Source organism: Curtobacterium sp. NPDC089185 (genome assembly GCF_040685235.1).
In the GTDB taxonomy this organism is placed as follows: domain Bacteria; phylum Actinomycetota; class Actinomycetes; order Actinomycetales; family Microbacteriaceae; genus Curtobacterium; species Curtobacterium citri.
Genome location: NZ_JBFBHK010000002.1, coordinates 210,652 through 232,916, shown reverse-complemented (window position 1 = coordinate 232,916; position 22,265 = coordinate 210,652). Strand labels below are relative to the sequence as shown.

Below are 22,265 nucleotides of genomic sequence, written 5' to 3'. Positions count from 1 at the left end.
GTCGCGCCCGATGTCACTCGCTCTCCGTCAGACCGGCGTCGCCGGCAACGTCTACGCCAACGGCAAGCTGCACAAGTCCGTGCCGTGGCTGCTCCTCATCGGCTCGTGGGTCGCGCTGATCGCGGTCTTCGCCCTGCTCAACGCGGGCGGTGCCGTCCGTGACTTCAACGTCGTCGCGGCCCTGTTCCTCGGCACGGTCCTCTTCGACGTGCTCATCGTCGTCGTCTCGCGCATCGTCGAGGGCGGCCGCAAGGCGGTCGACCGCCTCGTGACGTCGCTGGTCGCCACGGCCTTCGTCGTCGCCGTCCTGCCGCTGGTGTCGCTCCTCTGGACCGTGGTCGCCGACGGTGTCGCCCGCTTCGACGCCACGTACTTCAGCTCCTCGATGCGCGGCGTCATCTCGGAGGGCGGCGGGGCCCTGCACGCCCTCATCGGCACGCTCGAGATCACGCTCTTCGCGGCGCTCATCTCGGTGCCGATCGGCCTCCTCACCTCGATCTACCTCGTCGAGTACGGCAAGGGCGCCCTGGCGAAGGGCATCACGTTCTTCGTCGACGTCATGACCGGCATCCCCTCGATCGTCGCGGGCCTCTTCGCATACTCGCTCTTCGCGCTCTTCCTCGGCCCGGGCGCCCGCTTCGGCCTCGTCGGCTCCATCGCCCTGAGCGTGCTGATGATCCCCGTGGTCGTCCGCTCCACCGAGGAGGTCCTGAAGATCGTCCCGATGGAGCTCCGCGAGGCCTCGTACGCCCTCGGCGTCCCGAAGTACCTGACGATCCTCAAGGTGGTCCTGCCGACCAGCCTCGCCGGCATCACCACGGGCGTCATGCTCTCGATCGCCCGCGTCATCGGTGAGACCGCGCCGCTGCTCGTCACCGCCGGCTTCACCGCGAGCATGAACTACGACCTGTTCAAGAACCCGATGATGACCCTGCCGGTGTTCGCCTACACGCAGTACTCGCAGCAGGGCGCCAACCCGGTACCGTTCGTCGACCGGGCCTGGACGGCTGCGCTCGTGCTCATCCTCATCGTGATGGTGCTCAACCTGCTCGCCCGCTTCATCACCCGCCTCTTCGCCCCCCGGCTCCCGCGCTAGCGCCGAGCACGCACGGTCAGACCACCCCACCCCGAAGGAAACCACGTGTCCAAGCGCATCGAGGTCGACGGCCTCAACGTCTACTACTCGAAGTTCAAGGCCGTCGAGGGCGTCGACATGACGATCGAGCCCCGCACCGTCACCGCCTTCATCGGCCCGTCGGGCTGCGGCAAGTCCACCTTCCTCCGCACGCTCAACCGCATGCACGAGGTCATCCCCGGCGCCTACGTCGAGGGCTCGGTCAAGATCGACGGCGACGACCTGTACGGCGCCGGGGTCGACCCGGTGCTCGTCCGCCGTCAGGTCGGCATGGTGTTCCAGCGCCCGAACCCGTTCCCCACGATGTCCATCCGCGACAACGTGCTGGCCGGTGTGAAGCTCAACAACAAGCGCATGTCGAAGTCCGAGTCCGACGACATCGTCGAGCGCTCGCTGCAGGGCGCGAACCTCTGGAACGAGGTCAAGGACCGCCTCGAGAAGCCCGGCATGGGCCTGTCCGGCGGTCAGCAGCAGCGTCTCTGCATCGCGCGCGCGATCGCGGTGCAGCCGGACGTCCTGCTCATGGACGAGCCGTGCTCGGCGCTCGACCCGATCTCGACGCTCGCGATCGAGGACCTGATCGAGGAGCTCAAGAAGGACTTCACGATCGTCATCGTCACGCACAACATGCAGCAGGCGTCGCGCGTCAGCGACAAGACCGCCTTCTTCAACATCGCGGGCACCGGTGCACCCGGCAAGCTCATCGAGTTCGACGACACGGCGACGATGTTCTCGAACCCGTCGGTGCAGGCGACCGAGGACTACGTCTCGGGTCGCTTCGGTTGATCTGCCGTCGGACCGTCGCCTGACGGTCGGCCTGGAGGCCCGGTGCACGTCCGCCACGGACGGCACCGGGCCTCGCTGCGTCTGCTGGTGGGACGCGTCTGCCGGTACGACGCTCCGGCTGGCACGGCACGCCCACCGACGACGACGGGCGGGCAGCGGATGCTCCGCTGCCCGCCCGTGTCGTGCTGTGCTGTGCTGCTAGGCCTGCGTGGTCGGGACCGCCATGATCGGCGTCGTGGTCGGCTGGTCGGAGCCGCCCTCGGGCTCGACCGTCATGCCGATGGTCGCACCCTGCGCCAGCTGTCCGTCGAGGACCGCCGTGTGCACCCCGTTGCGGGCACCGTCGACCAGGCCGGCCGGGACGATCTTCCCGCCCTCGCTGCCGATGTACCAGAGCTCGTAGGTCTTGCCCTCGGGCGCCTGCTCGACACCGTCGAGGATCACCGCCGAGCGTCCGACGTCGTGCGACCAGACGACCGTGGCCGAACCGCCGCCGGCGACCTTCGCGGTCGAGCGCTGGAAGTCCGCCGCGGCGTAGATGGAGTCGAGCGTGCCGGAGGCCTGCGTGGTGCCCGGGCCGGTGCCCTCGGACTGGCCGAAGTTCGTCCCGACGCCGAGCCCGACGCCGAGGAACACGACGGCGACGGCGGCCGACGCCGCGAGTGCGGCGGCTGGGCGCTGGAACCAGCGGCGGCGGGCCGTCGCTGCGGCGCGACCCTCGGCCGGAGCCGTGGGAGCGGACGAGGCGAGGGACGTGACGGGCGCGGCCGGGGCCTCCAGGCCGGTGACCGGAGCGTCGGTGCCGAGGTCGGACGCCGGAGCGGTCTGCTCGGCGACCGGGGCCGCCTGCGGGGTCCGGGCGATCTGGGCCATCAGCGACGTCTTCAGCGACGACGGCGGCTCGATCGGTTCGACGGCGTAGGCCAGCTGCAGCGCGGTCTCGCGGAGCGAGTCCGCCTCGGCCTGCAGCTCGGGCGACGTCGTGAGTGCGTACTCGAGCAGCGCGCGCTCGTCGTCCGAGAGGGCGTCCAGTGCGTGCGACCCGGTGAGCAGGGCGGGGTCGTCGTGTCGGGTGTTCATGACGTCACTCCCATCTCGTCTCGGAGTCGGATCATCCCGTCACGGAGACGGGTCTTGACGGTGCCGATCGGGACACCGAGCCGTTCGGCCATCTCGCTGTGCGAGTAGCCGCCGTAGTACGCGAGCTGCACGGCCTGCCGTTGGAACTCGGTCAGCTTGCCGAGCGCCCGACTGACGCGTTCGTGCTCGATCCGGATCTCGACCGACTCCGACACCTGGTCGAAACCGGCCTCGAGGTCGCGGATCCCGATCCGGGTGTCCCGGTCGTGCGACGCCTGCGACGCCCGGATCCGGTCGACCGCCCGTCGGTGGGCCATGGTGAGCACCCAGCTTGCGGCGGTCCCGCGGGAGCGGTCGAACCGGGTGGCCTGCTGCCAGACCTCGAGGAAGACCTCCTGCGTGACCTCCTCGGACTGCGCCCGGTCCTTGAGGAGCCGGATCACGAGTCCGAGCACGCGGCCGGACAGGGCGTCGTAGAGTTCGGAGAAGGCAGGCTGGTCGCCGGAGGCGACGCGGGCGAGCAGGTCGTCGGGCGACACGGGTGCGGGCTCGTCGGAGCGCCAGGCCTCGGTGTCATGTTCCACGAGCGCTAGCATTGCAGGTTTCCCCCCTCTCGGTGGCATCAGGGTCGACACACGCGTTCACTTCGCAGGGTCGGGTTCGGGTGATCGGGTCCTCGCGGCGGGTACGTGGGCGAGGGCAGCGCGACCCGCAGGGAATTGACCGGCGGGTACCGGACCGGGTCACGCTGGCCCTCACTGTGACGTCCGCGAGGAGCGTCACACCCTCTCTTCGGCACCGTCCCCTGAACGGATTGGGAGCAGCTGCGACGACGCTCGTCCCGGAGCCGTCAGCAGGGGCACGCTGCGACCGTCGGGGGCACGCCCGGCCGCGCATCGTGTCCACCGAGAGTGAACACGGTCGCTCGTCCAGCGAGCGTCTCGTACGATGGGTGTCGCCGGGCCGCAGCAAGCCCCGGGCTCCAAAATTCGCCGCTTCGAGCGGCCTCGCGCCGAGAGGCGCTTCTGCGGCCCGGTCTTCTGCTGTCCGGGCGGTGTCCTGCCTGTCCGGGCGGACGCGTCCGCGGTCGCGTCAGCGCAGTCGGTCGCGGCAGCGCGCTCGAGTCAGTCCAGGCTGTCGCGGCGCCAGAGCGCCGCCGCCTCGGTGAGGTCCGCGGCGAGCTCGGTGAGCCGAAGTGCGCGCCGGGTCAGCTCGCTCGCACGCGGTCCCGCCGTCAGGTCGGCGTCGTCGGCGACCGACGTCGCGCCCGCCGCGGTCAGCCGGCAGAACGCCGCTCCGCGGTCGAGCGCCACCGCGAGGTCGCCCGTGTACAGGCCGTGCAGGATGCGGTCCGCGAGCGTGAGGATCTCCGCCGGACCCGTCGGCTGCTCGGCGCCCGCGACGGCCTCGTCGATCGTGCCGATCCGCTCCGTGCCGCGCTCGAAGAAGTACGCGATCTCCTCCGGGTTCTGCCGGATGACGACGCGGACGAGGTAGATGCGCCACAGGGCGCCCGGCAGGGTGTGCGCCCCCACGCGCGCCCAGAGCTCGGCGATCGCGTCGATGCCGTGCACGTCCGTGTAGGTCACCAGGCGCTCGACCACCGCAGGGTCCGGGTCCTCCCGCACGCGGTGCAGCAGGGCGTTCGCGGTCTCGTGCGCGACGCGGTTCACCAGCGCCGGGTCGTCGCCGCCCTGGATCGCGGCGAACTCCTTGTCGGTGAAGTGGACGGGGCGGTGGTGATCGCGAGGCACCCGGCGAGTGTAGGCACGGCCGCCGACGCGCGCGCCCCCCGTTCGCCCTGGACGCAACCCCGACCCTCCGCGTACCGTGCTCGGGCGGGGAGGCGGTCCCTCCCCGACGTGAGGAACCCGGAGTGAGGAAGAGGTCACCCCATGAACGCCCTGCTCGTGGTCCTGGCGGTCGTCGCGGTCGTCCTGCTGTTCATCGGCGGCATCGTCGCGAGCCTGAAGCTCCTGCTGTTCGTCGGGATCGTGCTGTTCGTCGTCGCGCTCGTCGCGTGGATCGTGCGTGCCCTGACCGGGCGCCGGAGCTGAGGCACACCCGGTCCCGCACGTGGGGCACCAACCGCTAGCCTGAGGGTGAGGGCCTCTAGCTCAGTCGGTAGAGCACCGGACTTTTAATCCGAGGGTCGTGGGTTCGAGCCCCACGGGGCCCACATGCGCGCTCTTCCTCCGACGCTGCATCGGGTGCTCCCCTGGCTCGTCGCGGTGGTCGTCCTGGTCGTCGCGACGGCGGCCTCCTGGGCACTGCCGGGAGCCACGAGCGTCGACCTGCGCCAGAGCCCAGACCGGGCGCCGTGGACGACCACCCTCTCGTGCGCCGACGTCGAGCGCTGAGCGGGGTACAAGTCGTCCTCAGCAGGTTCATGGCGCGTCTTGTGCACAGTTCAGTCGCCGTTCAGCGGACTGTTGGCCCTGCGCCGATAGTGTCGTGCCCGGTCCCGATCAGCGGACCGAGCACGAACGCACGACGACAGAACGGACGGGGTACACCGTGACCGAGCCCATCGACGCCACGCAGGCCAGCACCACCGGTGACGCGCGCCGCATCGTGGAGCTCGCAGCAGCGACGAACACCACGATGAGCAACCAGCTCCTCCTCGACACCCTCCGCCGCAACGCCCGCGTCACGACGCGGCACATCCGCACGGACTTCCTCGAGGTCGCGACGGCCACGACCGTGCTCGGCTACGTCTGCCGACAGGGCAAGGCGTACGTCGCCCTCCGTGGTGACGACCCGGCTTGGGCGCAGGAGATCGGCCGCTACGGCACCGAGTCCCTCGCGGTCGAGGCACTCCGGATGCGCCGCGCCTGAGCGCCTCGGATCCGCAGCGGTCGGTCAGGACCAGACGCGGCGGATGCCCCAGGTACCCGTCCACGACTCGTCCGGCTCGAGCCACCGGAGCCCCTCGCCGGAGTTGAGCGCGTTCGCGGGCGCCGTCATGGGCTCGACCGCCACGGCGAGTCCGGTGCCGTCGCCACGGGGGAACTCCCGCGAGGTGAAGACCTGCACGTACGGGAACGACGCGTCCTGCCAGAGCTCGACGCCGTCGCCCTCGGGGCCGTGCAGCGCCGTCCGTCGCACACCGTCCGCGTCGGGCGTGACGTCGCGGTACGCGGTGTCGAGGTCGGCGTCCCCGGCCCGCTGCCCGCCCCGAAGGTCGTACGGCGTGCCCTCGACCGGGACCGTGCCGTCGGGGATCTTGTGCTCGTCGACGGTGAAGGCCGTCGCCGCGTCGAGCGTCACGACGAGGTCCTCCACCGGGGTGTCCCCAGCGCGCAGGTACGGGTGCGCACCGACGGCGAACGGCGCGCGGACGCCGGACCGGTTGACGATCGTGTGCGTCACGCGGATGCCGTCCTCGACGAGCTCGTGGTGCACGCGGGTCTCGAGCGTGAACGGCCAACCGTGCTGCGGGTGGATCGTCGCCTGCTGCACGATGCCCGACTCGGTCTGCTCGACCACGCGGTAGGGCGAGAACCGGAGCAGGCCGTGCGAGGCGTTGCCGTACTTCGGCTCGGTCACGTCGAGCTGCTGGCGCTTCCCGTCGAGCTCCCACACGGCACCGGCGACGCGGTTCGGCCACGGGACGAGCACGATGCCGTCCGCGCCCGGCGGGAGCGTGGTCACGGGGAACGGCTCGGTCAGGTCGAAGCCGGCGACCCGGAGCTCCCGGATGCCCGCGGCGACCTCGGTGACGACGGCCTCGACGACGCCGTCCGGTCCGGCGTGACGGAGGTGGTACTGCCCTCCGGTGGGTGCTGCTGCGGTCATGCGGTCCCGTCCTTCCGTGCTGCTTCGTCGTCCTGTGCACCGTCGGCCACCACGACCTCGACCCCGGCCGCCCGGATCGGGGCGACCGCGTCCGCGGTGACCCCTGCGGTGACGACGACGTCGATGTCCTCGAGCGGGCGGACGCGGCCTCGGTGTGCCCGGCCGAACTTCGAGCCGTCCGCCACCACGACCGTACGCCCGGCGGTCGCGGCGAGCATCCGCTTCGCCTCGGTCTCGGGCAGGTTCACGTTGGTGAGCCCGTGCTCGACGTCGAGCCCGGTCCCGCTGATGAACGCCAGGTCGGCGGCGATCGCGGGCAGGACGGCACCCATGAACGGTGCGACGAGGGAGTGCTGGAGCGGGCGCAGGGTGCCGCCCGTGACGACCACCGTGAAGCGTGGGACGGCCGGTTCCAGGGCGAGCGCCGTCGTGAGCGAGTTGGTGACGACGGTGACGTCGGTCAGGTCCTCGCGCGCGACCAGGGCCGACGCCACGGCGGCCGGCGTCGTGCCGACGTCCAGCACCACGCACTGTCCGGAGCGGACGAGGTCCGCCGCGGCGCGCCCGATCGCGGCCTTGGCCACCTGGTGCTCGACGGCGGTCTCCTCGAGCGGACGCTCGCCGGAGCCGGCCCCGAGGCGGACGGCACCGCCGCGCACCCGGCGGATGCGGGCCTCCAGTCCGAGCGTCGCGAGGTCCTGCCGGACCGTCACCTCGCTCGTGCCGAGCGCGGCGGCCAGCGCCGCGGTGCGGACGAGACCGGGGGCTCCCTCGACGATGGACACGATCCGGTCCTGTCGGAGGGGCGCGGGCAGCGAGCCTGCCAGGAAGAGGTCGTCGTCGCGCACGGGACGAGTTTCGCGCACTTGCGGAGGCTTTCGCAACGCTTCACGGACGCGCTAGACTCGTGCGGTGATCACCAAGCGCGTGACGACGCTCGCCGACGGCCGCGAGCTCATCTACTTCGACGACGCCGACACGCAGCTGCCCGCCGAGCGCAGCATCGACGAGCGCGTCCTCGACCCCCGGCCCGAGACCGCGCGGATGCGGCAGGACGTCCTGACCGGCGAGTGGGTGTCCATCGCGTCGAGCCGGCAGAACCGCGTGTTCCTGCCCCCGGCCGACCAGGACCCGCTCGCACCGCAGACCGCGGCGAACCCGTCCGAGATCCCGAGCCGCTACGACGTCGCGGTGTTCGAGAACCGCTCGCCGTCCTTCGGCCCGTTGCTCGAGGCCGAGGACGCCCCGGAGTCGCTCGACTCGCTGTCCGACGTCGGCCTGAACCGCCAGCTCCGGAGCGTCGGCCGCTGCGAGGTCGTGTGCTTCTCCCCCGAGACGAGCGGCTCGTTCGCCTCGATCTCCGAGTCCCGCGCTCGCACCGTGGTCGAGGCGTGGGCGGACCGCACCGCGGCGCTGTCCGCGATGCCCGGCATCCAGCAGGTGTTCCCGTTCGAGAACCGCGGCGAGGCGATCGGCGTGACGCTGCACCACCCGCACGGGCAGATCTACTCGTACCCGTACGTCACGCCCCGCACGCAGCGCCTGCTCGCGTCGATCGAGCGCTTCGGGCCGGACCTGTTCGAGCAGCACCTCGCGAACGAGCGGGCCTCGGAGCGCGTCGTGCTGCAGGGCGAGCACTTCACGGCCTTCGTGCCGTTCGCCGCGCGCTGGCCGATCGAGGTCCACATGCTGCCGCACCGCCACGTCCCTGACTTCGCAGGGCTGACCGACGCCGAGAAGGACGAGCTCGCGCAGATGCACCTGCGGCTCACCCGCGGACTCGACGCGCTCTACGACACCCCGACGCCGTACATCGCGGCGTGGCACCAGGCGCCGGTGCACACCGCGCGCGACACCGTGCGGCTCATGCTGCAGATCACGTCCCCGCGCCGCGCGGCGGACAAGCTCAAGTTCCTGGCCGGCAGCGAGGCCGCCATGGGCGCCTGGATCGGGGACCTCGTGCCCGAGAAGGCGGCCGAGTTCATCCGAGGAGGGATCGAACGCGCATGACGTTCCAGCAGGTGTACGGGTACGAGCCGGCGGTGCGGTACTCCGCCCCCGGTCGCGTCAACCTGATCGGCGAGCACACCGACTACAACGACGGCTACGTCCTGCCGTTCGCGATCGACCGGCGCACGGTCGCCTCAATCGGGCAGCGCGACGACCGGCTGATCCGCGTCGCATCGGCGTTCGAGCCGGACGCCGTCCACGAACTCTCGCTCGACGAGCTGGACCCGTCGCGCATGCAGGGGTGGTCCGCCTACGTCTTCGGGATCGCCTGGGCGCTCCGCGAGCAGGCCGGAGCCGACCTGTCCGACAAGACCGGCTTCGACGTCTTCATCGAGTCGGACGTCCCGGTGGGCGCGGGCCTGTCGTCGAGCGCCGCGATCGAGTGCGGCGTCGCGCTGGCGTTCACCGACCTGTGGGAGCTCGACCTCGACCGGAAGACGCTGGCCCGCGTCGGGCAGTACTCCGAGAACCACGCCGTCGGCGCCCCGACCGGGATCATGGACCAGTCGGCGTCGCTCCTCGGTGAGCAGGACGCGGTCGTGTTCCTCGACTGCCGGACGCTCGACACCGCCGTGGTCGACCTGGCGCTCGAGGCGAACGGGCTCGAGGTCCTGGTCATCGACACCCGCGTCGAGCACGCCCACGCCACCGGCGGCTACAAGGCCCGTCGGGACTCGTGCGAGCGGGGCGCGCAGGTGCTCGGCGTCGAGGCGCTCCGCGACGTGTCCGTCGACGACCTGCCCCGCGCCCAGGAGCTGCTCGACGACGAGACCTTCCGCCGTGTGCGGCACATCGTCACGGAGGACCAGCGGGTCCTCGACACCGTCCGCACGCTCCGCGAGCAGGGGCCGCGTGCGATCGGTGACCTGCTCGTCGCCTCGCACGCGTCGATGCGCGACGACTTCGAGATCTCGGTGCCCGAGCTCGACCTCGCGGTGTCGACCGCCCTCGAGCACGGTGCCGTCGGTGCCCGCATGACCGGTGGCGGCTTCGGTGGTGCGGCGATCGCGCTCGTCGACCGGGAGGCCCGTGACGCGATCACGACGGCCGTCACGTCCGCCTTCTCCTCGGCCGGGTACCGCGAACCCACCGTGTTCACGGTGCACGCCGCGCAGGGCGCCCGGCGCGACTGACGCGCTGCGCGCCGGCGCCTCGCGCGGCGCCTCGCGCTTCCGCACAACCGGAAGCGGCTCGCGCCACGGAATCCCTTGGCGCGAGCCGCTTCTCGTTGTGCGGGGTCAGGACGGTCTGCGGCGAGCGCTGCACGGCCACGAGCGGCCGACCGGCCCGCCGGTCAGCCTCCGTAGTCGGCGTACCTCGTCGTCTCGACGACGTTCCCGAGCACGAACGGGTGCGTCCGACCGTGCTCGACTGCCCACTGCACCCACGCCGTCTGCACGGGCATGAGCAGCCACACGGCCACGGTGACACCGAGCACGCCGGCGAGGGTGAGTCCCATCACGGTGTGCTCGTCGACGCGGCTCGCGCCTCGGCGGGCGACCGCGACGGCGAACCCGACGAGGGCGATGCCGACGGTCAGGAGCGTCGTCCCGAGGGCCGGCGACGACCGGAAGTCGAACTCCTGCCCGGCGTGGACGAAGGTCGTGCTCCAGCTCGAGCCGGGCTGCTGGAACAGGACGCAGAGCACCACGATGAGGACCAGCCAGCGGGCGTCCTTGGTGAGCTGCGACGGCTCGGGCCGCGGGCGCAGCACCGATTCGGTCAGCTGTCGTTCGTCCCCCATGACGTGACCGTAGCACCGCGGGAGGCGCACGGCGGGGGTGATCCGCGCCTCCCGTCCGAAGCCGCACACCGAGACTCGGCCGAGCGGACAGTCCCGTCCTGCACAGGGGACGGAAGTGTCCGCCTGGCCGAGTCTCGGTCGACCGGGCTCGCGCTACCGCAGGTGGCGCTCGGCCGCCTCGACGACGTTCTTCATGAGCATCGCGCGGGTCATCGGGCCGACGCCGCCCGGCGTGGGCGACAGGAAGCCGGCGACCGACGCGACCGACGGGTCGACGTCACCACGGAGCTTCGCCTTGCCGGTCGTCTCGTCGACGATCCGGCTGATGCCCACGTCGATGACCGCTGCCCCGGGCTTGACCCAGTCCGGGCGCACGAGTCCCGCGACCCCGGCCGCCGCGACGATGATGTCGGCGCGACGGCACTCGGCGGCGACGTCCTCGGTGAGGGAGTGGGTGAGGGTTGCGGTGGCCTCGAGCCGGGTGAGCAGCAGGCCGAGCGGACGCCCGACCGTCAGGCCCTGGCCGATGATCGTGACGTGCCGACCCCGGATCGGGACCTCGTACGCCTCGAGCATCGCGACGATGCCCCGCGGGGTGCACGGCAGCGGCGCGTCGATCGTGCCGGCACCACCGGGGACGGCGAGCACGAGCTCACCGAGGTTGGTCGGGTGCAGGCCGTCGGCGTCCTTCGCCGGGTTCATCAGCTCGAGCATCGGGATCGGGTCGATGCCCTGCGGCAGCGGGAGCTGCACGATGAACGCGGTGACCCGGGGGTCGTCGTTCATCTGCAGGATCGCCGCGCGGATGTCCGCTGCACTGGCCGACTCCTGCAGGTCGATGCGGATCGAGTCGAGCCCGATCTGCGCCGAGTCCCGGTGCTTGCCCGCGACGTACGACACCGAACCCGGGTTCTGCCCGACCATGATCGTGCCGAGGCCGGGCCGGAAGCCGTGGTCGTGCAACCGGTCGATGCGGACCTTCAGGTCGTCGAGCGTGCGGGCGGCGAGGGCGGTGCCGTCGATGCGGACGGCACTGCCCTCCCCCGCCCAGAGCGCTCGCGGCAGGTCTGCCACGGCGCCGCTCACGTGTAGAGCGGGAACGCGTCGGTGAGGGCCTTCACCCGGGCCGACAGCGCGGCGATGTCCGGCTCCGGCATGAGGGTCAGCGCGATGACGTCCGCCACCTCGGTGAACTCGGCGTCGCCGAAGCCGCGGGTCGCCAGCGCCGAGGTGCCGATGCGGACACCGGAGGTGACCATCGGCGGGCGCGGGTCGAACGGCACCGAGTTGCGGTTCACGGTGATGCCGACCTCGTGCAGGAGGTCCTCGGCCTGCTTGCCGTCGACCTCGGACTCGCGCAGGTCGACGAGCACCAGGTGCACGTCGGTGCCACCGGTGAGGACGTCGATGCCGGCGGCCTTCGCGTCGTCCTGCGTGAGCCGGTCCGCCAGCGCCTTCGCGCCACGGAGCGTGCGCTCCTGGCGGTCCTTGAACTCGGGCGTCGCCGCGAGCAGGAACGCGGTGGCCTTGGCGGCGATCACGTGCATGAGCGGGCCGCCCTGCTGGCCCGGGAACACCGCGGAGTTCAGCTTCTTGAAGAGCGACTCCTCGTTGGACAGGATGATGCCCGAACGGGGACCGGCGAGCGTCTTGTGCACCGTCGACGACACCACGTGGGCGTGCGGCAGCGGCGACGGGTGCAGGCCCGCGGCGACGAGCCCGGCGAAGTGCGCCATGTCGACCCAGAGCGTGGCGCCGACCTCGTCGGCGATCTCGCGGAACTTCGCGAAGTCGAGCTGACGCGGGTACGCCGACCAGCCGGCGATGAGGACCTTCGGCTGGTGCTCGATCGCCTTCGCGCGGATGTCGTCGTAGTCGACCTCGAAGGTCTCCGGGTCGACGCCGTACGACACGGCGTTGTAGATGCGGCCGGAGAAGTTGAGCTTCATGCCGTGGGTCAGGTGGCCGCCGTGGGCGAGCTCGAGACCGAGGATGGTGTCGCCGGCGGAGGCGATGGCGTGCAGGACGGCGGCGTTCGCGCTGGCGCCGGAGTGCGGCTGCACGTTCGCGTACGCAGCGCCGAACAGGGCCTTCGCGCGGTCGATGGCGAGCTGCTCGGCGACGTCGACGAACTCGCAGCCGCCGTAGTAGCGCTTGCCCGGGTAGCCCTCGGCGTACTTGTTCGTCAGGACGGAGCCCTGCGACTCGAGGACGGCGCGCGGCACGAAGTTCTCGGACGCGATCATCTCGAGGGTGTCGCGCTGGCGACCGAGCTCGTTCTGCAGGACCGCGGCGATCTCGGGATCGACCTCGGCGAGGGGGGCGTTGAAGCTGGTCGGCGTGGCGTTCGTGGGCTGCGTGGACGCAGCGGGCAGATCGGTGATGGACACGGGACTCCTCGTTGTCTGATCGCCGCGCGGACGCGACGAGGTGGACGGATGGGCACTGCCCAGTCGTTCGGAATGGACACTGCCCAGGCGTACGGCAGCGCTCCGTGTCAGGTGTCGCTCCCCGATGGTGACCCATCCAACGCCAGTCGCGACCCGTCGATCGTACCGAGCGTGCCGGTTCGTGTCACCCTTGGTGCATGACCCTGAGCAGCCCGGAGCTCGACGAGCGCACCGATCTCCGCGCCCGGTACGACGTCCCGTGGACCACGGTGGTCTGGGACGACCCGGTCAACCTCATGTCCTACGTGACGTACGTCTTCCAGAGCTACTTCGGCTTCGGGCGCGAGCACGCGGACCGCCTCATGCGCCAGGTGCACGTCGACGGTCGGGCGATCGTCGCGACCGGGGCCCGTGAGGCGATGGAGCGGCACGTCGAGGCGATGCACGGGTTCGGCCTGCAGGCGACCGTCGAGCGTGCCCCCGGAGCGGACGCGTGATCCCGTTCGTGCGGCGTCGGGACGGCGTGCACCTCGGGCTGTCCTCCGGCGAGCGCTCCGTGCTGGCGAGCCTGGTCGAACAGCTGCAGCAGGTGCTCGGCGGCGACCTCGACGAGGACCCGGTCGCGACGCGCATGTTCCCGGTCGCCTACCCGGAGGACGCCGAGGCGAGCGAGGAGTTCGCGCGGTACACCCGCTCGGACCTCCTGACGCAGAAGACCACGAACGCGGGCGTCGTCCTCGCGTGGCTGACGGGCGCCCGTGACGGCGCGCTCGAGCCCGAGGACGAGCAGGCCTGGCTCCGCTGCCTCACCGACCTGCGGCTCACCATCGCGGAGCGGCTCGGCATCGTGGACGCCGAGACCGAGGAGTCGTCGTCCGGCGGGTCGACCGGCGTCGGACTCCGCGACGTCTACGACTGGCTCGGGTACGTGCAGGAGCACCTGGTCACGACGCTCACGTCCGCACGGTGACCGTCAGCGTCCGGGCGTCCACGGCAGCCGACCTGGAGGCCCTGCTCGCGTTCTCGACATCGGCTCCGGTCTCGTGGACCCGTCCGGACCGGTACCGGCAGGAGTCGCTGACGGGCAACCACCGACCGGAGTGGTCGTTCCTCGCGGTGCGCGACCGCCGTCCCGTGGGTCGGGCGCTCTGGTGGGGCGGCGCCGACGCCGGTGCTCCGTCGACCCTGGACGACCTCCTGGTGGCGCCGTCGGACGAGGACGACCGGGTGACGATCGCGGCGGCCCTGATCCGGGTGGGTACCGCGTCGTTCGGCACCGTGCCCGAGTGGATCGTCGACCTGGCGGTGGACTGGCACGACGACCCGGAGGCGGTCGCGGCGGTGGCCTGGCGCACCGAGGCGGCGCGGCAGGCGGGGCTCGCCCGGTCGACCGAGCGGGTCAGCGTCGCGTGGGAGCACCCCACGGCCGCCGTCGCGCCCACGACGCCGCGCCTCCGGTTCCGCGGCGGTGACGACGACGAGTTCACCGACCTGTTCGCGCGGGTGACCGTCGGGTCGCTCGACGCCCACACCCGCGCGACCGTCGCGGAGCTCGGGGTGCGCGGCACCGCGCTCGACTTCTACCGCAGCCTGCCCGGTCGGCGCGAGGACTGGCGCATCGCCGAGGACGACGACGGCCTCGTCGTCGGCTTCGTGCTCGCGACCCGGACCGCCTACGACGCAGCGGTCAGCTCCATCGGCGTCCTGCCGCAGCACCGCGGGAAGGGCATCGTCGACGGGCTCCTCGCCGAGGCGCTCCGCGTCCACACCGCCGCCGGGGAGCCGCGGGTCGTGGCGACGACCGACGCGGACAACGTCCCGATGCGGCGGGCGTTCGAGCGCGCGGGCGCCACCGTCACGAAGCGGCGGATGGTGTACGAGCGCTGAGGATCGCTTTCAGAAGGCAACCTTGCAAGTTGCCCTGGTGAGGCGTACCGTACCGGTGTGGAACCGGACTTCGCGCTCGCCGACGACCTGCTGACCCTGCACGGGCGCATCCGTCGCACGCTCCTGACGGGCAAGGCCGACGAGGTCACCGCATCCCAGACCGCAGCGCTCGGTCGGCTGCTCCGTCACGGTGAGAGCACGGTCGCCGACCTCGCCCGGGCCGAGGGCGTCCGCCCGCAGTCGATGGGTGCGACCGTGCAGGCGCTCGTCGACCTCGGCCTGGTCGACCGCCGACCGGACCCCGCCGACGGCCGCCGCACGCTCGTCCGCGCGACCGACGCCGGGTCCCGCGCGCGCGAGGACGCCTGGACCACCCGCACGCGCGTGCTCGCCGACCGGCTGTCCGCGCTGCCCGAGGACGACCGCGCGGCCGTCGCCCGGGCCCTCGCGATCCTCCTGCCGCTGACCGACGACTGACCCACACCCACGACCGACCTGCACCGTTCCGACCCCGGGAAGAAGCCCACCACGTCCACCTCGACCTCCCCCTCGCCCACCGTCGCCCCCGGGGACACCGGCAGCGGCTTCGGCCCGAAGCTCCTCGTCCCCGTCCTGGTCGGTCCGCTCCTCAACCCCATCAACACGACGATGGTGTCGGTGGCCCTCGCGCCGATCTCCCGTGACCTCGGCATCGGTGCCTCCCAGGCGATCTGGCTCGTCGCCGCGCTGTACCTGGCGAGCGCGATCGCACAGCCGACGATGGGCAAGCTCGCCGACCGGTTCGGCCCGAAGAAGGTCTTCCTCACCGGACTCGTCATCGTCGGGGTCGCCGGCGTCGTCCCCGAGTTCCTGACCGGCTTCGGCGGGGCGGTCACCGCGCGGGTGCTCATCGGCATCGGGACCTCGTCGGCGTACCCGGCGGCGCTCACGACGCTGCGGCAGCACTCGGCACGCATCGGGAAGCCGACACCGCCCCTGGTCCTCGGGGCCCTCTCGATCACCTCGCTCGTGTCCGCGGCAGCCGGACCGCCCCTCGGCGGCGCCCTCATCGCGGCGTTCGGATGGCACGCGATCTTCCTGGTGAACGTCCCCCTCGCGGTGTTCGGCATCGTCGTCGCGGCGCTCTGGCTGCCGTCCGACCGGCTCCGCCCGCGCGACGCCGACCGGCTCCCGGTCCGCACCGCGCTCGACCCGCTCGGCATGGTCCTGATGACCGGGGCCGTCTCGGCGCTCCTGGTGTTCCTGCTCGACCTGTCCGCCGGGCTCTGGTGGCTGCTCGCGACCGCGGTCGTGCTCCTCGTCGCGCTCGTGCGGTGGGAGCTCCGGGCGACGAAGCCGTTCGTCGACGTGCGGCTGCTCGTCCGGAACGGGGCGCTGTCACGCACGTACGGCCGGCTCTTCCTGACGTACCTGCTCGCCTACACGATGACCTACGGGTTCTCGCAGTGGGTGCAGGACGTCGCGGGCTACTCGAGCGACGTCGCCGGGTACCTGCAGCTGCCGGCCGCCGTCGTCGCCGGGGTCGTCTCGTTCCTGGTGGCCCGGAAGACCGCGGTCCGCCGGCCCCTCGTCGTCGCAGCGCTCACGCCGCTCCTCGGCGCCGGGCTCCTCCTGCTCCTGCACGCGGGGTCGCCGCTCGTGCTGCTGATCGTCGTCCCGGCGCTGTTCGGGGTGCCGCAGGCCCTCGCCTCGGTGTCGAACCAGGCGGCGCTCTACAAGGTCGTACCGTCCGAGTACATCGGCACGGCTGCGGGCCTGTCCCGCACGAGCATCTACATCGGGGCGATCGCGGCGTCGTCGCTCATCGGCGGGGTGTTCGGCCAGGCCCCGACGACCCCGGACCTGCACGTGCTCGGCTGGGTGATGCTCGGCATCGCCGTGCTCCTCAGCGTCCTGACGCTCGCCGACCGGGCGCTCGCCCGGGCGGACGCCGCCTGACGCAGGCCGCCCGGCGGGCGGACGCCGGCGCCGTGCGCCGGTAGCGTGACGGGCATGACGCACGGCGGCGGGTTCGACAGCAGCACCAGGGCCGGCGCGGTCTGGAACGTCGTGATCTGCGGGACCATCTGCATCGCCGCCCCGGTCTTCGCGGTGGTGAACGCCGGACGGGGTGCGACGTACGTCGGCATGGCGGTGGCCGTCACGGTGCTCGCGGTCTGCCTCGAGGTGTACTTCGTGCGCCGGCTCCTCGCGCACCGACGCTGACGACACCGGCCACGCTCCGAGGCGACCGGCGACCGGCGCGCCGGACGCACCCCGCGCCTCCCGTCCGCCGCCCGACGCCCGACGCCCGCCGGAACGTGCCGACCCGGGCCGGTACCCTGATGCCGTGACCGACCCGATCCCCACGCACTGGACCCTCACGCTCGTCTGCGACGACCAGCCCGGGATCGTGCACGCCGTGTCCGGAGCCGTCGTCGCGGCACACGGCAACATCACCGAGTCGCAGCAGTTCTCGAGCGCCGACACGAACTCGTTCTTCATGCGGCTGCAGGTCATGGCACCCGTCGACCGCGAGACCTTCGAGCAGGCCCTGGCGCCCGTGGTCGAGCGCTACGACGCCCGGGTGCAGCTCGACGTCGTGGGTCGGCCGATGCGCACGCTCGTGCTCGTGTCGAAGGCGGGGCACTGCCTGAACGACCTGCTGTACCGCCAGCGCGGCGGGCAGCTGCCGATCGAGGTCCCGCTCGTCCTGTCGAACCACGGCGACCTGGCCGGCCTTGCGGCGTTCCACTCCGTGCCGTTCGAGCACCGGCCGGTCACCGACGCGGCCTCGAAGCAGGCCATGGAGCAGCGCATCCTCGAGGCGGTCGAGGAGCACGACATCGAGCTCGTCGTCCTCGCCCGCTACATGCAGATCCTGTCGCCGGAGCTGTGCGCCGCGCTCGCGGGCCGCGCGGTCAACATCCACCACTCGTTCCTGCCCGGCTTCAAGGGCGCGAACCCGTACCGGCAGGCGCACGCGCGCGGTGTGAAGCTCATCGGGGCGACGGCGCACTTCGTCACGAGCGACCTCGACGAGGGGCCGATCATCGAGCAGAACGTCGTCCGCGTGGACCACACGAAGGACCCCGCCGAGCTGGTCTCCATCGGCCAGGACGAGGAGTCCCGCACGCTCACCCAGGCGGTGCGCTGGATCGCCGAGGACCGCGTGCTCCTCGACGGCGCCCGCACGATCATCTTCAAGTAGGCACAGCGCATGACGAACGCACCGCAGAGCCCGGTCGACTGGGGCGAGGTCCCGCCGCCGGTCGACGCCGACCGTCCTCGCCGTCGTGTGTCCGGGTGGACGGTGCTGCGGATCGTCGTGTGCGCGTTCGGCCTGTTCTCGCTGGCGTTCTGGGGGTACTGGTCGTGGATCCTGCCGTGGCCGGGCTACCTCTTCGCGATCGGGACGCCGCTGTTCGCGGCCGTCGTGTGGTACCTGTTCCGGTCGCCGCGGTCGCCGATCGACACGGACGTGGTGGGCAAGGTCATCGTCGAGACCGCCCTGGTGATCGCAGCCGGCGCGTGCTGGGTCTCGATCGGCCTGCCGCTCGTGGGCCTCGTGTTCGTCCTGGTCGCGGCGCTGTCCGGGGTGGTCGCGTTCCGTCGGGAGACGGCGTGAGCTCGGGCTCCGGTCTGGAGGCGCGGCGCACGCTGGTCCGCGCCCGTCACCTCGTCGACGTGTCCGGCACCACGACCGACGGCTGGGTCCTGCTCGCCGGTGACGTGATCGACGCGGTCGGGTCCGGCACCACCGCGGTGCCCGCGGCGGACGAGGTCGTCGACCTCGGCGACGCGGTGCTGACGCCCGGCTTCGTCGACCTGCACGGGCACGGCGGGGGCGGAGCGGCCTACGAGGACGAGGCGTTCGACGCCGCCCTCGCGGTGCACCGGGCACATGGCACGACCCGCTCGGTCCTCTCCCTCGTCGCGAACCCCGTGCCGGCACTCGCCGCGTCGCTCGAGCACCTCCGCGCCGTCGCTGCGGGCGACCCGCTCGTGCTCGGCGTGCACCTCGAGGGACCGTTCCTCTCCCCGCACAACAAGGGCGCGCACAACGAGTCGTTCCTGGTCGACCCGACCCCGACCGCGGTGGACGCCCTGCTCGAGGCCGGCGCGGGGCTCCTCCGCCAGGTGACGATCGCGCCCGAACTGCCGGGAGCGCTCGGCGCCGTGCGCCGGTTCGTCGACGCCGGGGTCACGGTCGCCGTGGGGCACACCGTCTGCTCGTCCGACCATGCCCGGGCCGCGTTCGACGCCGGCGCGACGGTCCTGACGCACGCGTTCAACGCGATGCCGGGGATCCACCACCGGGCGCCGGGGCCGATCGTCGCCGCCGTGGCCGACGAGCGGGTGACCCTCGAGCTCATCCTCGACGGCGTGCACGTGGACCCGTCCGTGGCCGCGATGCTGTTCGACGCCGCACCGGGCCGGGTGGCGCTGATCACCGATGCGATGGGCGCGGCCGGCTCGGCGGACGGCTCCTACCTGCTCGGGTCCCTCGCCGTGACCGTCTCCGACGGTGTCGCCCTCGTCGCGGGCACGGACACGATCGCGGGGTCGACGCTGACCCAGGACACCGCGCTCCGGAACGCCGTCGACGGCGCGGGCCGGACCCTGCCGCAGGCAGTCGCGGCCCTGACGAGCGTGCCCGCCGCGGCGCTCGGGCTCGGCGACCGCCTGGGTCGACTCGCCCCCGGGTACGCCGCCGACCTCGTCGCGCTGTCCCCGTCGCTCGACGTGCGTCGGGTGTGGGGCGCCGGACGCGAGCTGACTCCACCCGACGCTTGACCACCGGGCTCGTGCGGCGGGACCATCACCGCATGAGCCTCTACATCGCCTGTCCGGTCGAGAGCGTCGAACGTGCGACCGCCTTCTACACCGCGCTCGGCTGGTCCCTGGTCGAGTCGATGTCGCGCGACGACGTCTCGTGCATCGCGTTCGGCACCGACCAGTTCCTCATGCTCAGCAGCCGCGAGGTGTACGCCAGCGTCGGGGGCACCGAGGACCTGGTCGGCGGACCGGACACCCCGTCGAAGGTCACGCTGTCGTTCGACCTCGACAGCCGCGAGGCCGTCGACGAGCTGGTCGAGCGTGCCCGTGTGGCCGGTGGGCGGATCGGCGACACCGACGAGTACCCGTTCATGTACCAGCGGCAGTTCGACGATCCGGACGGGTACCACTGGTCGCCGTTCTGGACGGCCCCCGCCGCGACCCCGGGCTCCTGAGGCCGGCACGCACCGGGGGCTGCACGGCCTCACTGGTGCAGGAAGTCCTGCCGGGGCTGCGTCGGCACCGGGGTGAGCGAGATCCGCAGCACGGGTCCGCTGTCCTCGGCCGTCGATCCCTCGACGACGACCTCGAGCGCGTCCGGAGTCCGGGTCCACCGCGTCACGGTGCCGGAGCCGAGCACCTCGACGTCGCTGACCGCCCGGTCCAGCAGCGCGCTCGCAGACCGCAGTGACCGCAGTCGCACGACCCCGTCACCGGGCTGCGCGAGCACGACCGCGTAGAGGTGGTCACCGGTCACGTCGTGCCGCACCGTGAACCGCACGTCCTCCGCCGTGTACACCGGAGCGGCCTCGTCGACGAACGAACCCGCGGTGACCTCGGTCGGCCCCTCCGACGGCACGACCCACGGCCGCGTGCCGTAGACGGCTTCGCCGTGCAGTGCGAGCCACCGACCCATGCCCTCGAGCAGGCGCTGCTCCTCGACCGGGATCGTGCCGTCCGGCTTCGGCCCGACGTTGAGCAGCAGCACCCCGCGCTTGGACACGACGTCGACGAGCTCGGCGACGAGTTCCCGCACGCTCTTGTAGTCGTGCCCCTCCACCCAGCACCACGAGGTCCGGGACACCGACGTGTCGTTCTGCCACACCACGGGCTCGATCCTCGCCGTCGCTCCGCGTTCGATGTCGTACACGGCCGTCCCCGGTGCGAAGGCGTCCCACTTGTGGTTGATGACGACCTCGCGGCCCCACTCGGCCGCCCGGTTGTAGTAGTAGGCGGCCAGCGTCCGGAGCACCGGCGCGAACGCGGGCTGTTCGATCCACCAGTCGAACCAGAGCACCTGCGGCCGGTAGCGATCGATGACCTCGACGGTGCGGAGCAGCCAGTCCTCGAGGAACCGCTCGGTCGGGGCGGTCTCCTCGCGCTGCGCCGGCCCGTAGAAGTCGTTCCACCGGGGGTCGAGCACGTCGGACTCGAACCGCGCACCGCCGTTCATGAAGAACCAGTGCTCGGCGCGGTGCGACGACGCGCCACGCACCATCCAGGCGTCGTCGACGGCGCGCGAGAGGTCCCCGAACACGTCGCGCTCCGGGCCCATCTGCGCGGCGCTCCACCGCGACCGGGCGGTGTCGTACATCGCGAACCCGTCGTGGTGCTCGGCCACGGGCACGACGAACTGTGCTCCTGCGCGTCGGAAGAGCGCTGCCCAGGCGGTCGGGTCGAAGTGCTCCATCGTGAACGACGGGATGAAGTCCTTGTACCCGAAGTCGCGCTGCGGTCCGTACGTCGCGACGTGGTGCTCGTACGCCGCGGTGCCCTCCCGGTACATCTCGCGGGAGTACCACTCGTTGCCGAAGGCCGGGACGGAGTACACGCCCCAGTGCAGGAAGACGCCGAACTTCGCGTCCTCGTACCAGCGAGGCGGCTCGTAGGCGGCGAGGGACTCCCACGTCGCGTCGAACGGACCGGCGTCGACGACGGCCCGGACGGCGCGGAGGGCCTCGGTGTTGTCGCTGACGTCGACCGGGTCGGGGAGCGACTCCGGGTCGAGGCGGGCGGGGCGGTCCGGCATGGGGCACTCCTTCGTGCGTCGGATGCTGCACCCCCTGCCTACCCGACGCGGTCGGGAGCCGGTCGGGTCAGCCGGACGGACCGGTCAGGGGAGCTCGACGGTCACCGATGCCGTCGACGGTCCGCCGCACTGCTCGGAGCCGCCCGTCCGCACCCACGTGAGGTCCACGTCCCGCTCCACGAGCACCCGGTCGTCGGCGCCGAACAGGGCGACGCGGCCGCGCTCCGCCGTCGCCATCGACGTCGAGACGATCCAGACGTCCCCCTCGTGCGTGGTCGACGGCAGCAGGGTCGAGGTCGGCGCGGGTGGTGCGTCTGCTGGACCGGCAGGGGTCGCGTCCCCCGGCTCGTCCGGCTGCACCGGCGCAGCCCGGACCACGAGTCCGGGGGTGCAACCGCGCTCCTGGCAGAAGCCGACGCCGTGCACACCCGATGCCGGATCCGCCGAGCCCGGCACACGGACCTCCACCGAGTTGCTCCACCCCTGCAGGGTGCACGCCACCCGGAAGAACCCCGAGCACCCGCTCAGCGCCACCGCGAGCACCACTGCGACCACGACCGACCCGGCCGCCGGCCCGGTCCCCGCTCGCCGTCGCACGCCTCCATGGTCGCCGATGCCGCGGCGGCGCATGGTCACGATCACGCAACC

The 22,265-nt window shown here is 72.1% G+C and carries 27 protein-coding genes, 1 tRNA gene and 1 riboswitch; of the genes, 18 read left to right on the top strand and 10 right to left on the bottom strand.

The features are described from left to right. Positions 1-10: 10 nt before the first annotated feature. A complete protein-coding gene (pstA, locus tag AB0N84_RS03035; protein WP_182046145.1) occupies positions 11-1,096 on the top strand; it encodes a phosphate ABC transporter permease PstA in 1,086 nt (361 codons plus the stop codon). Between the two features lie 45 nt (positions 1,097-1,141). Continuing rightward, entirely contained in the window at positions 1,142-1,921 is a 780-nt protein-coding gene (gene pstB / locus AB0N84_RS03030) for a phosphate ABC transporter ATP-binding protein PstB (protein WP_182046144.1), read from the top strand. A gap of 198 nt (positions 1,922-2,119) precedes the next feature. On the opposite strand, the gene AB0N84_RS03025 is transcribed toward pstB, so the two are convergent. The 3 genes from AB0N84_RS03025 to AB0N84_RS03015 all read right to left on the bottom strand — a co-directional run bounded on the left by AB0N84_RS03025 (position 2,120) and on the right by AB0N84_RS03015 (position 4,755). Continuing rightward, positions 2,120-3,001: an anti-sigma factor gene (locus tag AB0N84_RS03025; RefSeq protein WP_363543661.1), complete on the bottom strand. Its 882-nt coding sequence runs from the start codon at positions 2,999-3,001 to the stop codon at positions 2,120-2,122. Then, a complete protein-coding gene (gene sigK / locus AB0N84_RS03020) occupies positions 2,998-3,597 on the bottom strand; it encodes an ECF RNA polymerase sigma factor SigK (protein WP_363543659.1) in 600 nt (199 codons plus the stop codon). Before sigK ends, AB0N84_RS03025 begins: the two co-directional genes overlap by 4 nt. A 528-nt stretch (positions 3,598-4,125) precedes the next feature. Then, positions 4,126-4,755, bottom strand: a complete 630-nt coding sequence (locus AB0N84_RS03015) for a DNA-directed RNA polymerase subunit beta (protein WP_182046142.1) — start codon at positions 4,753-4,755, stop codon at positions 4,126-4,128. A 141-nt stretch (positions 4,756-4,896) separates the two neighbouring features. Between AB0N84_RS03015 and AB0N84_RS03010 the strand changes: the two genes are divergently transcribed. The 4 genes from AB0N84_RS03010 (at position 4,897) to AB0N84_RS02995 (ending at position 5,839) form a co-directional block, all read left to right on the top strand. Then, positions 4,897-5,058: a hypothetical protein gene (locus AB0N84_RS03010; RefSeq protein WP_182046141.1), complete on the top strand. Its 162-nt coding sequence runs from the start codon at positions 4,897-4,899 to the stop codon at positions 5,056-5,058. A 49-nt stretch (positions 5,059-5,107) separates the two neighbouring features. Further along, positions 5,108-5,180: transfer RNA gene (locus tag AB0N84_RS03005), tRNA-Lys, on the top strand. A 31-nt stretch (positions 5,181-5,211) separates the two neighbouring features. Then, on the top strand, positions 5,212-5,361 hold the full coding sequence (locus AB0N84_RS03000) for a hypothetical protein (protein WP_182046140.1): 150 nt from the start codon (positions 5,212-5,214) through the stop codon (positions 5,359-5,361). A gap of 157 nt (positions 5,362-5,518) precedes the next feature. Continuing rightward, positions 5,519-5,839, top strand: a complete 321-nt coding sequence (locus tag AB0N84_RS02995; RefSeq protein ID WP_069713283.1) for a hypothetical protein — start codon at positions 5,519-5,521, stop codon at positions 5,837-5,839. 24 nt (positions 5,840-5,863) lie between these two features. Here the strand turns inward: AB0N84_RS02995 and AB0N84_RS02990 are convergent, their stop codons facing one another. Together AB0N84_RS02990 and AB0N84_RS02985 are read right to left on the bottom strand one after the other, a co-directional pair. Then, the gene (locus AB0N84_RS02990; RefSeq protein ID WP_363543656.1) at positions 5,864-6,799 is read right to left on the bottom strand and encodes an aldose 1-epimerase family protein; all 936 of its coding nucleotides are present in this window, start codon (positions 6,797-6,799) and stop codon (positions 5,864-5,866) included. Continuing rightward, positions 6,796-7,647, bottom strand: a complete 852-nt coding sequence (locus AB0N84_RS02985) for a DeoR/GlpR family DNA-binding transcription regulator (protein WP_182046138.1) — start codon at positions 7,645-7,647, stop codon at positions 6,796-6,798. Before AB0N84_RS02985 ends, AB0N84_RS02990 begins: the two co-directional genes overlap by 4 nt. Before the next feature lie 64 nt (positions 7,648-7,711). Here AB0N84_RS02985 and galT point away from each other — a divergent pair, with 64 nt between their 5' ends. Next, on the top strand, positions 7,712-8,809 hold the full coding sequence (gene galT / locus AB0N84_RS02980; RefSeq protein WP_363543653.1) for a galactose-1-phosphate uridylyltransferase: 1,098 nt from the start codon (positions 7,712-7,714) through the stop codon (positions 8,807-8,809). Then, on the top strand, positions 8,806-9,942 hold the full coding sequence (gene galK, locus AB0N84_RS02975) for a galactokinase (protein WP_363543651.1): 1,137 nt from the start codon (positions 8,806-8,808) through the stop codon (positions 9,940-9,942). The genes galT and galK overlap by 4 nt, the downstream gene beginning before the upstream one ends. A gap of 161 nt (positions 9,943-10,103) precedes the next feature. Here galK and AB0N84_RS02970 read toward each other — a convergent pair whose 3' ends face one another. The 3 genes from AB0N84_RS02970 to glyA all read right to left on the bottom strand — a co-directional run bounded on the left by AB0N84_RS02970 (position 10,104) and on the right by glyA (position 12,937). Further along, positions 10,104-10,553: a hypothetical protein gene (locus AB0N84_RS02970; RefSeq protein ID WP_363543649.1), complete on the bottom strand. Its 450-nt coding sequence runs from the start codon at positions 10,551-10,553 to the stop codon at positions 10,104-10,106. 153 nt (positions 10,554-10,706) lie between these two features. Then, a complete protein-coding gene (locus AB0N84_RS02965; protein ID WP_363543647.1) occupies positions 10,707-11,639 on the bottom strand; it encodes a tetrahydrofolate dehydrogenase/cyclohydrolase catalytic domain-containing protein in 933 nt (310 codons plus the stop codon). Then, a complete protein-coding gene (gene glyA / locus AB0N84_RS02960; RefSeq protein WP_363543765.1) occupies positions 11,636-12,937 on the bottom strand; it encodes a serine hydroxymethyltransferase in 1,302 nt (433 codons plus the stop codon). Before glyA ends, AB0N84_RS02965 begins: the two co-directional genes overlap by 4 nt. A gap of 80 nt (positions 12,938-13,017) precedes the next feature. Further along, a riboswitch (ZMP/ZTP riboswitch) is annotated at positions 13,018-13,103 on the bottom strand. 37 nt (positions 13,104-13,140) lie between these two features. Here glyA and clpS point away from each other — a divergent pair. The 10 genes from clpS to AB0N84_RS02910 all read left to right on the top strand — a co-directional run bounded on the left by clpS (position 13,141) and on the right by AB0N84_RS02910 (position 20,043). Continuing rightward, on the top strand, positions 13,141-13,440 hold the full coding sequence (clpS, locus tag AB0N84_RS02955) for an ATP-dependent Clp protease adapter ClpS (RefSeq protein ID WP_069713277.1): 300 nt from the start codon (positions 13,141-13,143) through the stop codon (positions 13,438-13,440). Then, positions 13,437-13,913 (top strand): DUF2017 family protein, encoded by a 477-nt coding sequence (locus tag AB0N84_RS02950; protein WP_289457913.1) that lies wholly within the window; start codon positions 13,437-13,439, stop codon positions 13,911-13,913. The genes clpS and AB0N84_RS02950 overlap by 4 nt, the downstream gene beginning before the upstream one ends. Then, positions 13,910-14,830: a GNAT family N-acetyltransferase gene (locus AB0N84_RS02945; RefSeq protein WP_363543644.1), complete on the top strand. Its 921-nt coding sequence runs from the start codon at positions 13,910-13,912 to the stop codon at positions 14,828-14,830. Before AB0N84_RS02950 ends, AB0N84_RS02945 begins: the two co-directional genes overlap by 4 nt. A gap of 57 nt (positions 14,831-14,887) precedes the next feature. Beyond that, positions 14,888-15,307: a MarR family winged helix-turn-helix transcriptional regulator gene (locus AB0N84_RS02940; RefSeq protein ID WP_182046131.1), complete on the top strand. Its 420-nt coding sequence runs from the start codon at positions 14,888-14,890 to the stop codon at positions 15,305-15,307. A gap of 18 nt (positions 15,308-15,325) precedes the next feature. After that, positions 15,326-16,768 carry an MFS transporter gene (locus AB0N84_RS02935; protein ID WP_363543763.1) on the top strand — a complete coding sequence of 481 codons (1,443 nt, stop codon included), beginning with the start codon at positions 15,326-15,328 and terminating at the stop codon, positions 16,766-16,768. Positions 16,769-16,822: 54 nt separating this feature from the next. Next, entirely contained in the window at positions 16,823-17,035 is a 213-nt protein-coding gene (locus tag AB0N84_RS02930) for a hypothetical protein (protein WP_363543642.1), read from the top strand. A 124-nt stretch (positions 17,036-17,159) separates the two neighbouring features. Next, positions 17,160-18,020, top strand: a complete 861-nt coding sequence (gene purU, locus AB0N84_RS02925) for a formyltetrahydrofolate deformylase (protein WP_259346100.1) — start codon at positions 17,160-17,162, stop codon at positions 18,018-18,020. Positions 18,021-18,029: 9 nt separating this feature from the next. Further along, positions 18,030-18,437 carry a YrdB family protein gene (locus AB0N84_RS02920; protein ID WP_182046129.1) on the top strand — a complete coding sequence of 136 codons (408 nt, stop codon included), beginning with the start codon at positions 18,030-18,032 and terminating at the stop codon, positions 18,435-18,437. Next, positions 18,434-19,606 (top strand): N-acetylglucosamine-6-phosphate deacetylase, encoded by a 1,173-nt coding sequence (nagA, locus tag AB0N84_RS02915; protein ID WP_363543639.1) that lies wholly within the window; start codon positions 18,434-18,436, stop codon positions 19,604-19,606. The genes AB0N84_RS02920 and nagA overlap by 4 nt, the downstream gene beginning before the upstream one ends. A 32-nt stretch (positions 19,607-19,638) precedes the next feature. Further along, positions 19,639-20,043, top strand: coding sequence for a VOC family protein (locus tag AB0N84_RS02910; RefSeq protein ID WP_363543637.1), 405 nt, complete (start codon positions 19,639-19,641; stop codon positions 20,041-20,043). 29 nt (positions 20,044-20,072) lie between these two features. On the opposite strand, the gene AB0N84_RS02905 is transcribed toward AB0N84_RS02910, so the two are convergent. Then, a complete protein-coding gene (locus AB0N84_RS02905) occupies positions 20,073-21,617 on the bottom strand; it encodes an alpha-L-fucosidase (protein WP_363543635.1) in 1,545 nt (514 codons plus the stop codon). 84 nt (positions 21,618-21,701) lie between these two features. Continuing rightward, the gene (locus tag AB0N84_RS02900; protein ID WP_363543633.1) at positions 21,702-22,259 is read right to left on the bottom strand and encodes a hypothetical protein; all 558 of its coding nucleotides are present in this window, start codon (positions 22,257-22,259) and stop codon (positions 21,702-21,704) included. Between the last annotated feature and the right edge of the window lie 6 nt (positions 22,260-22,265).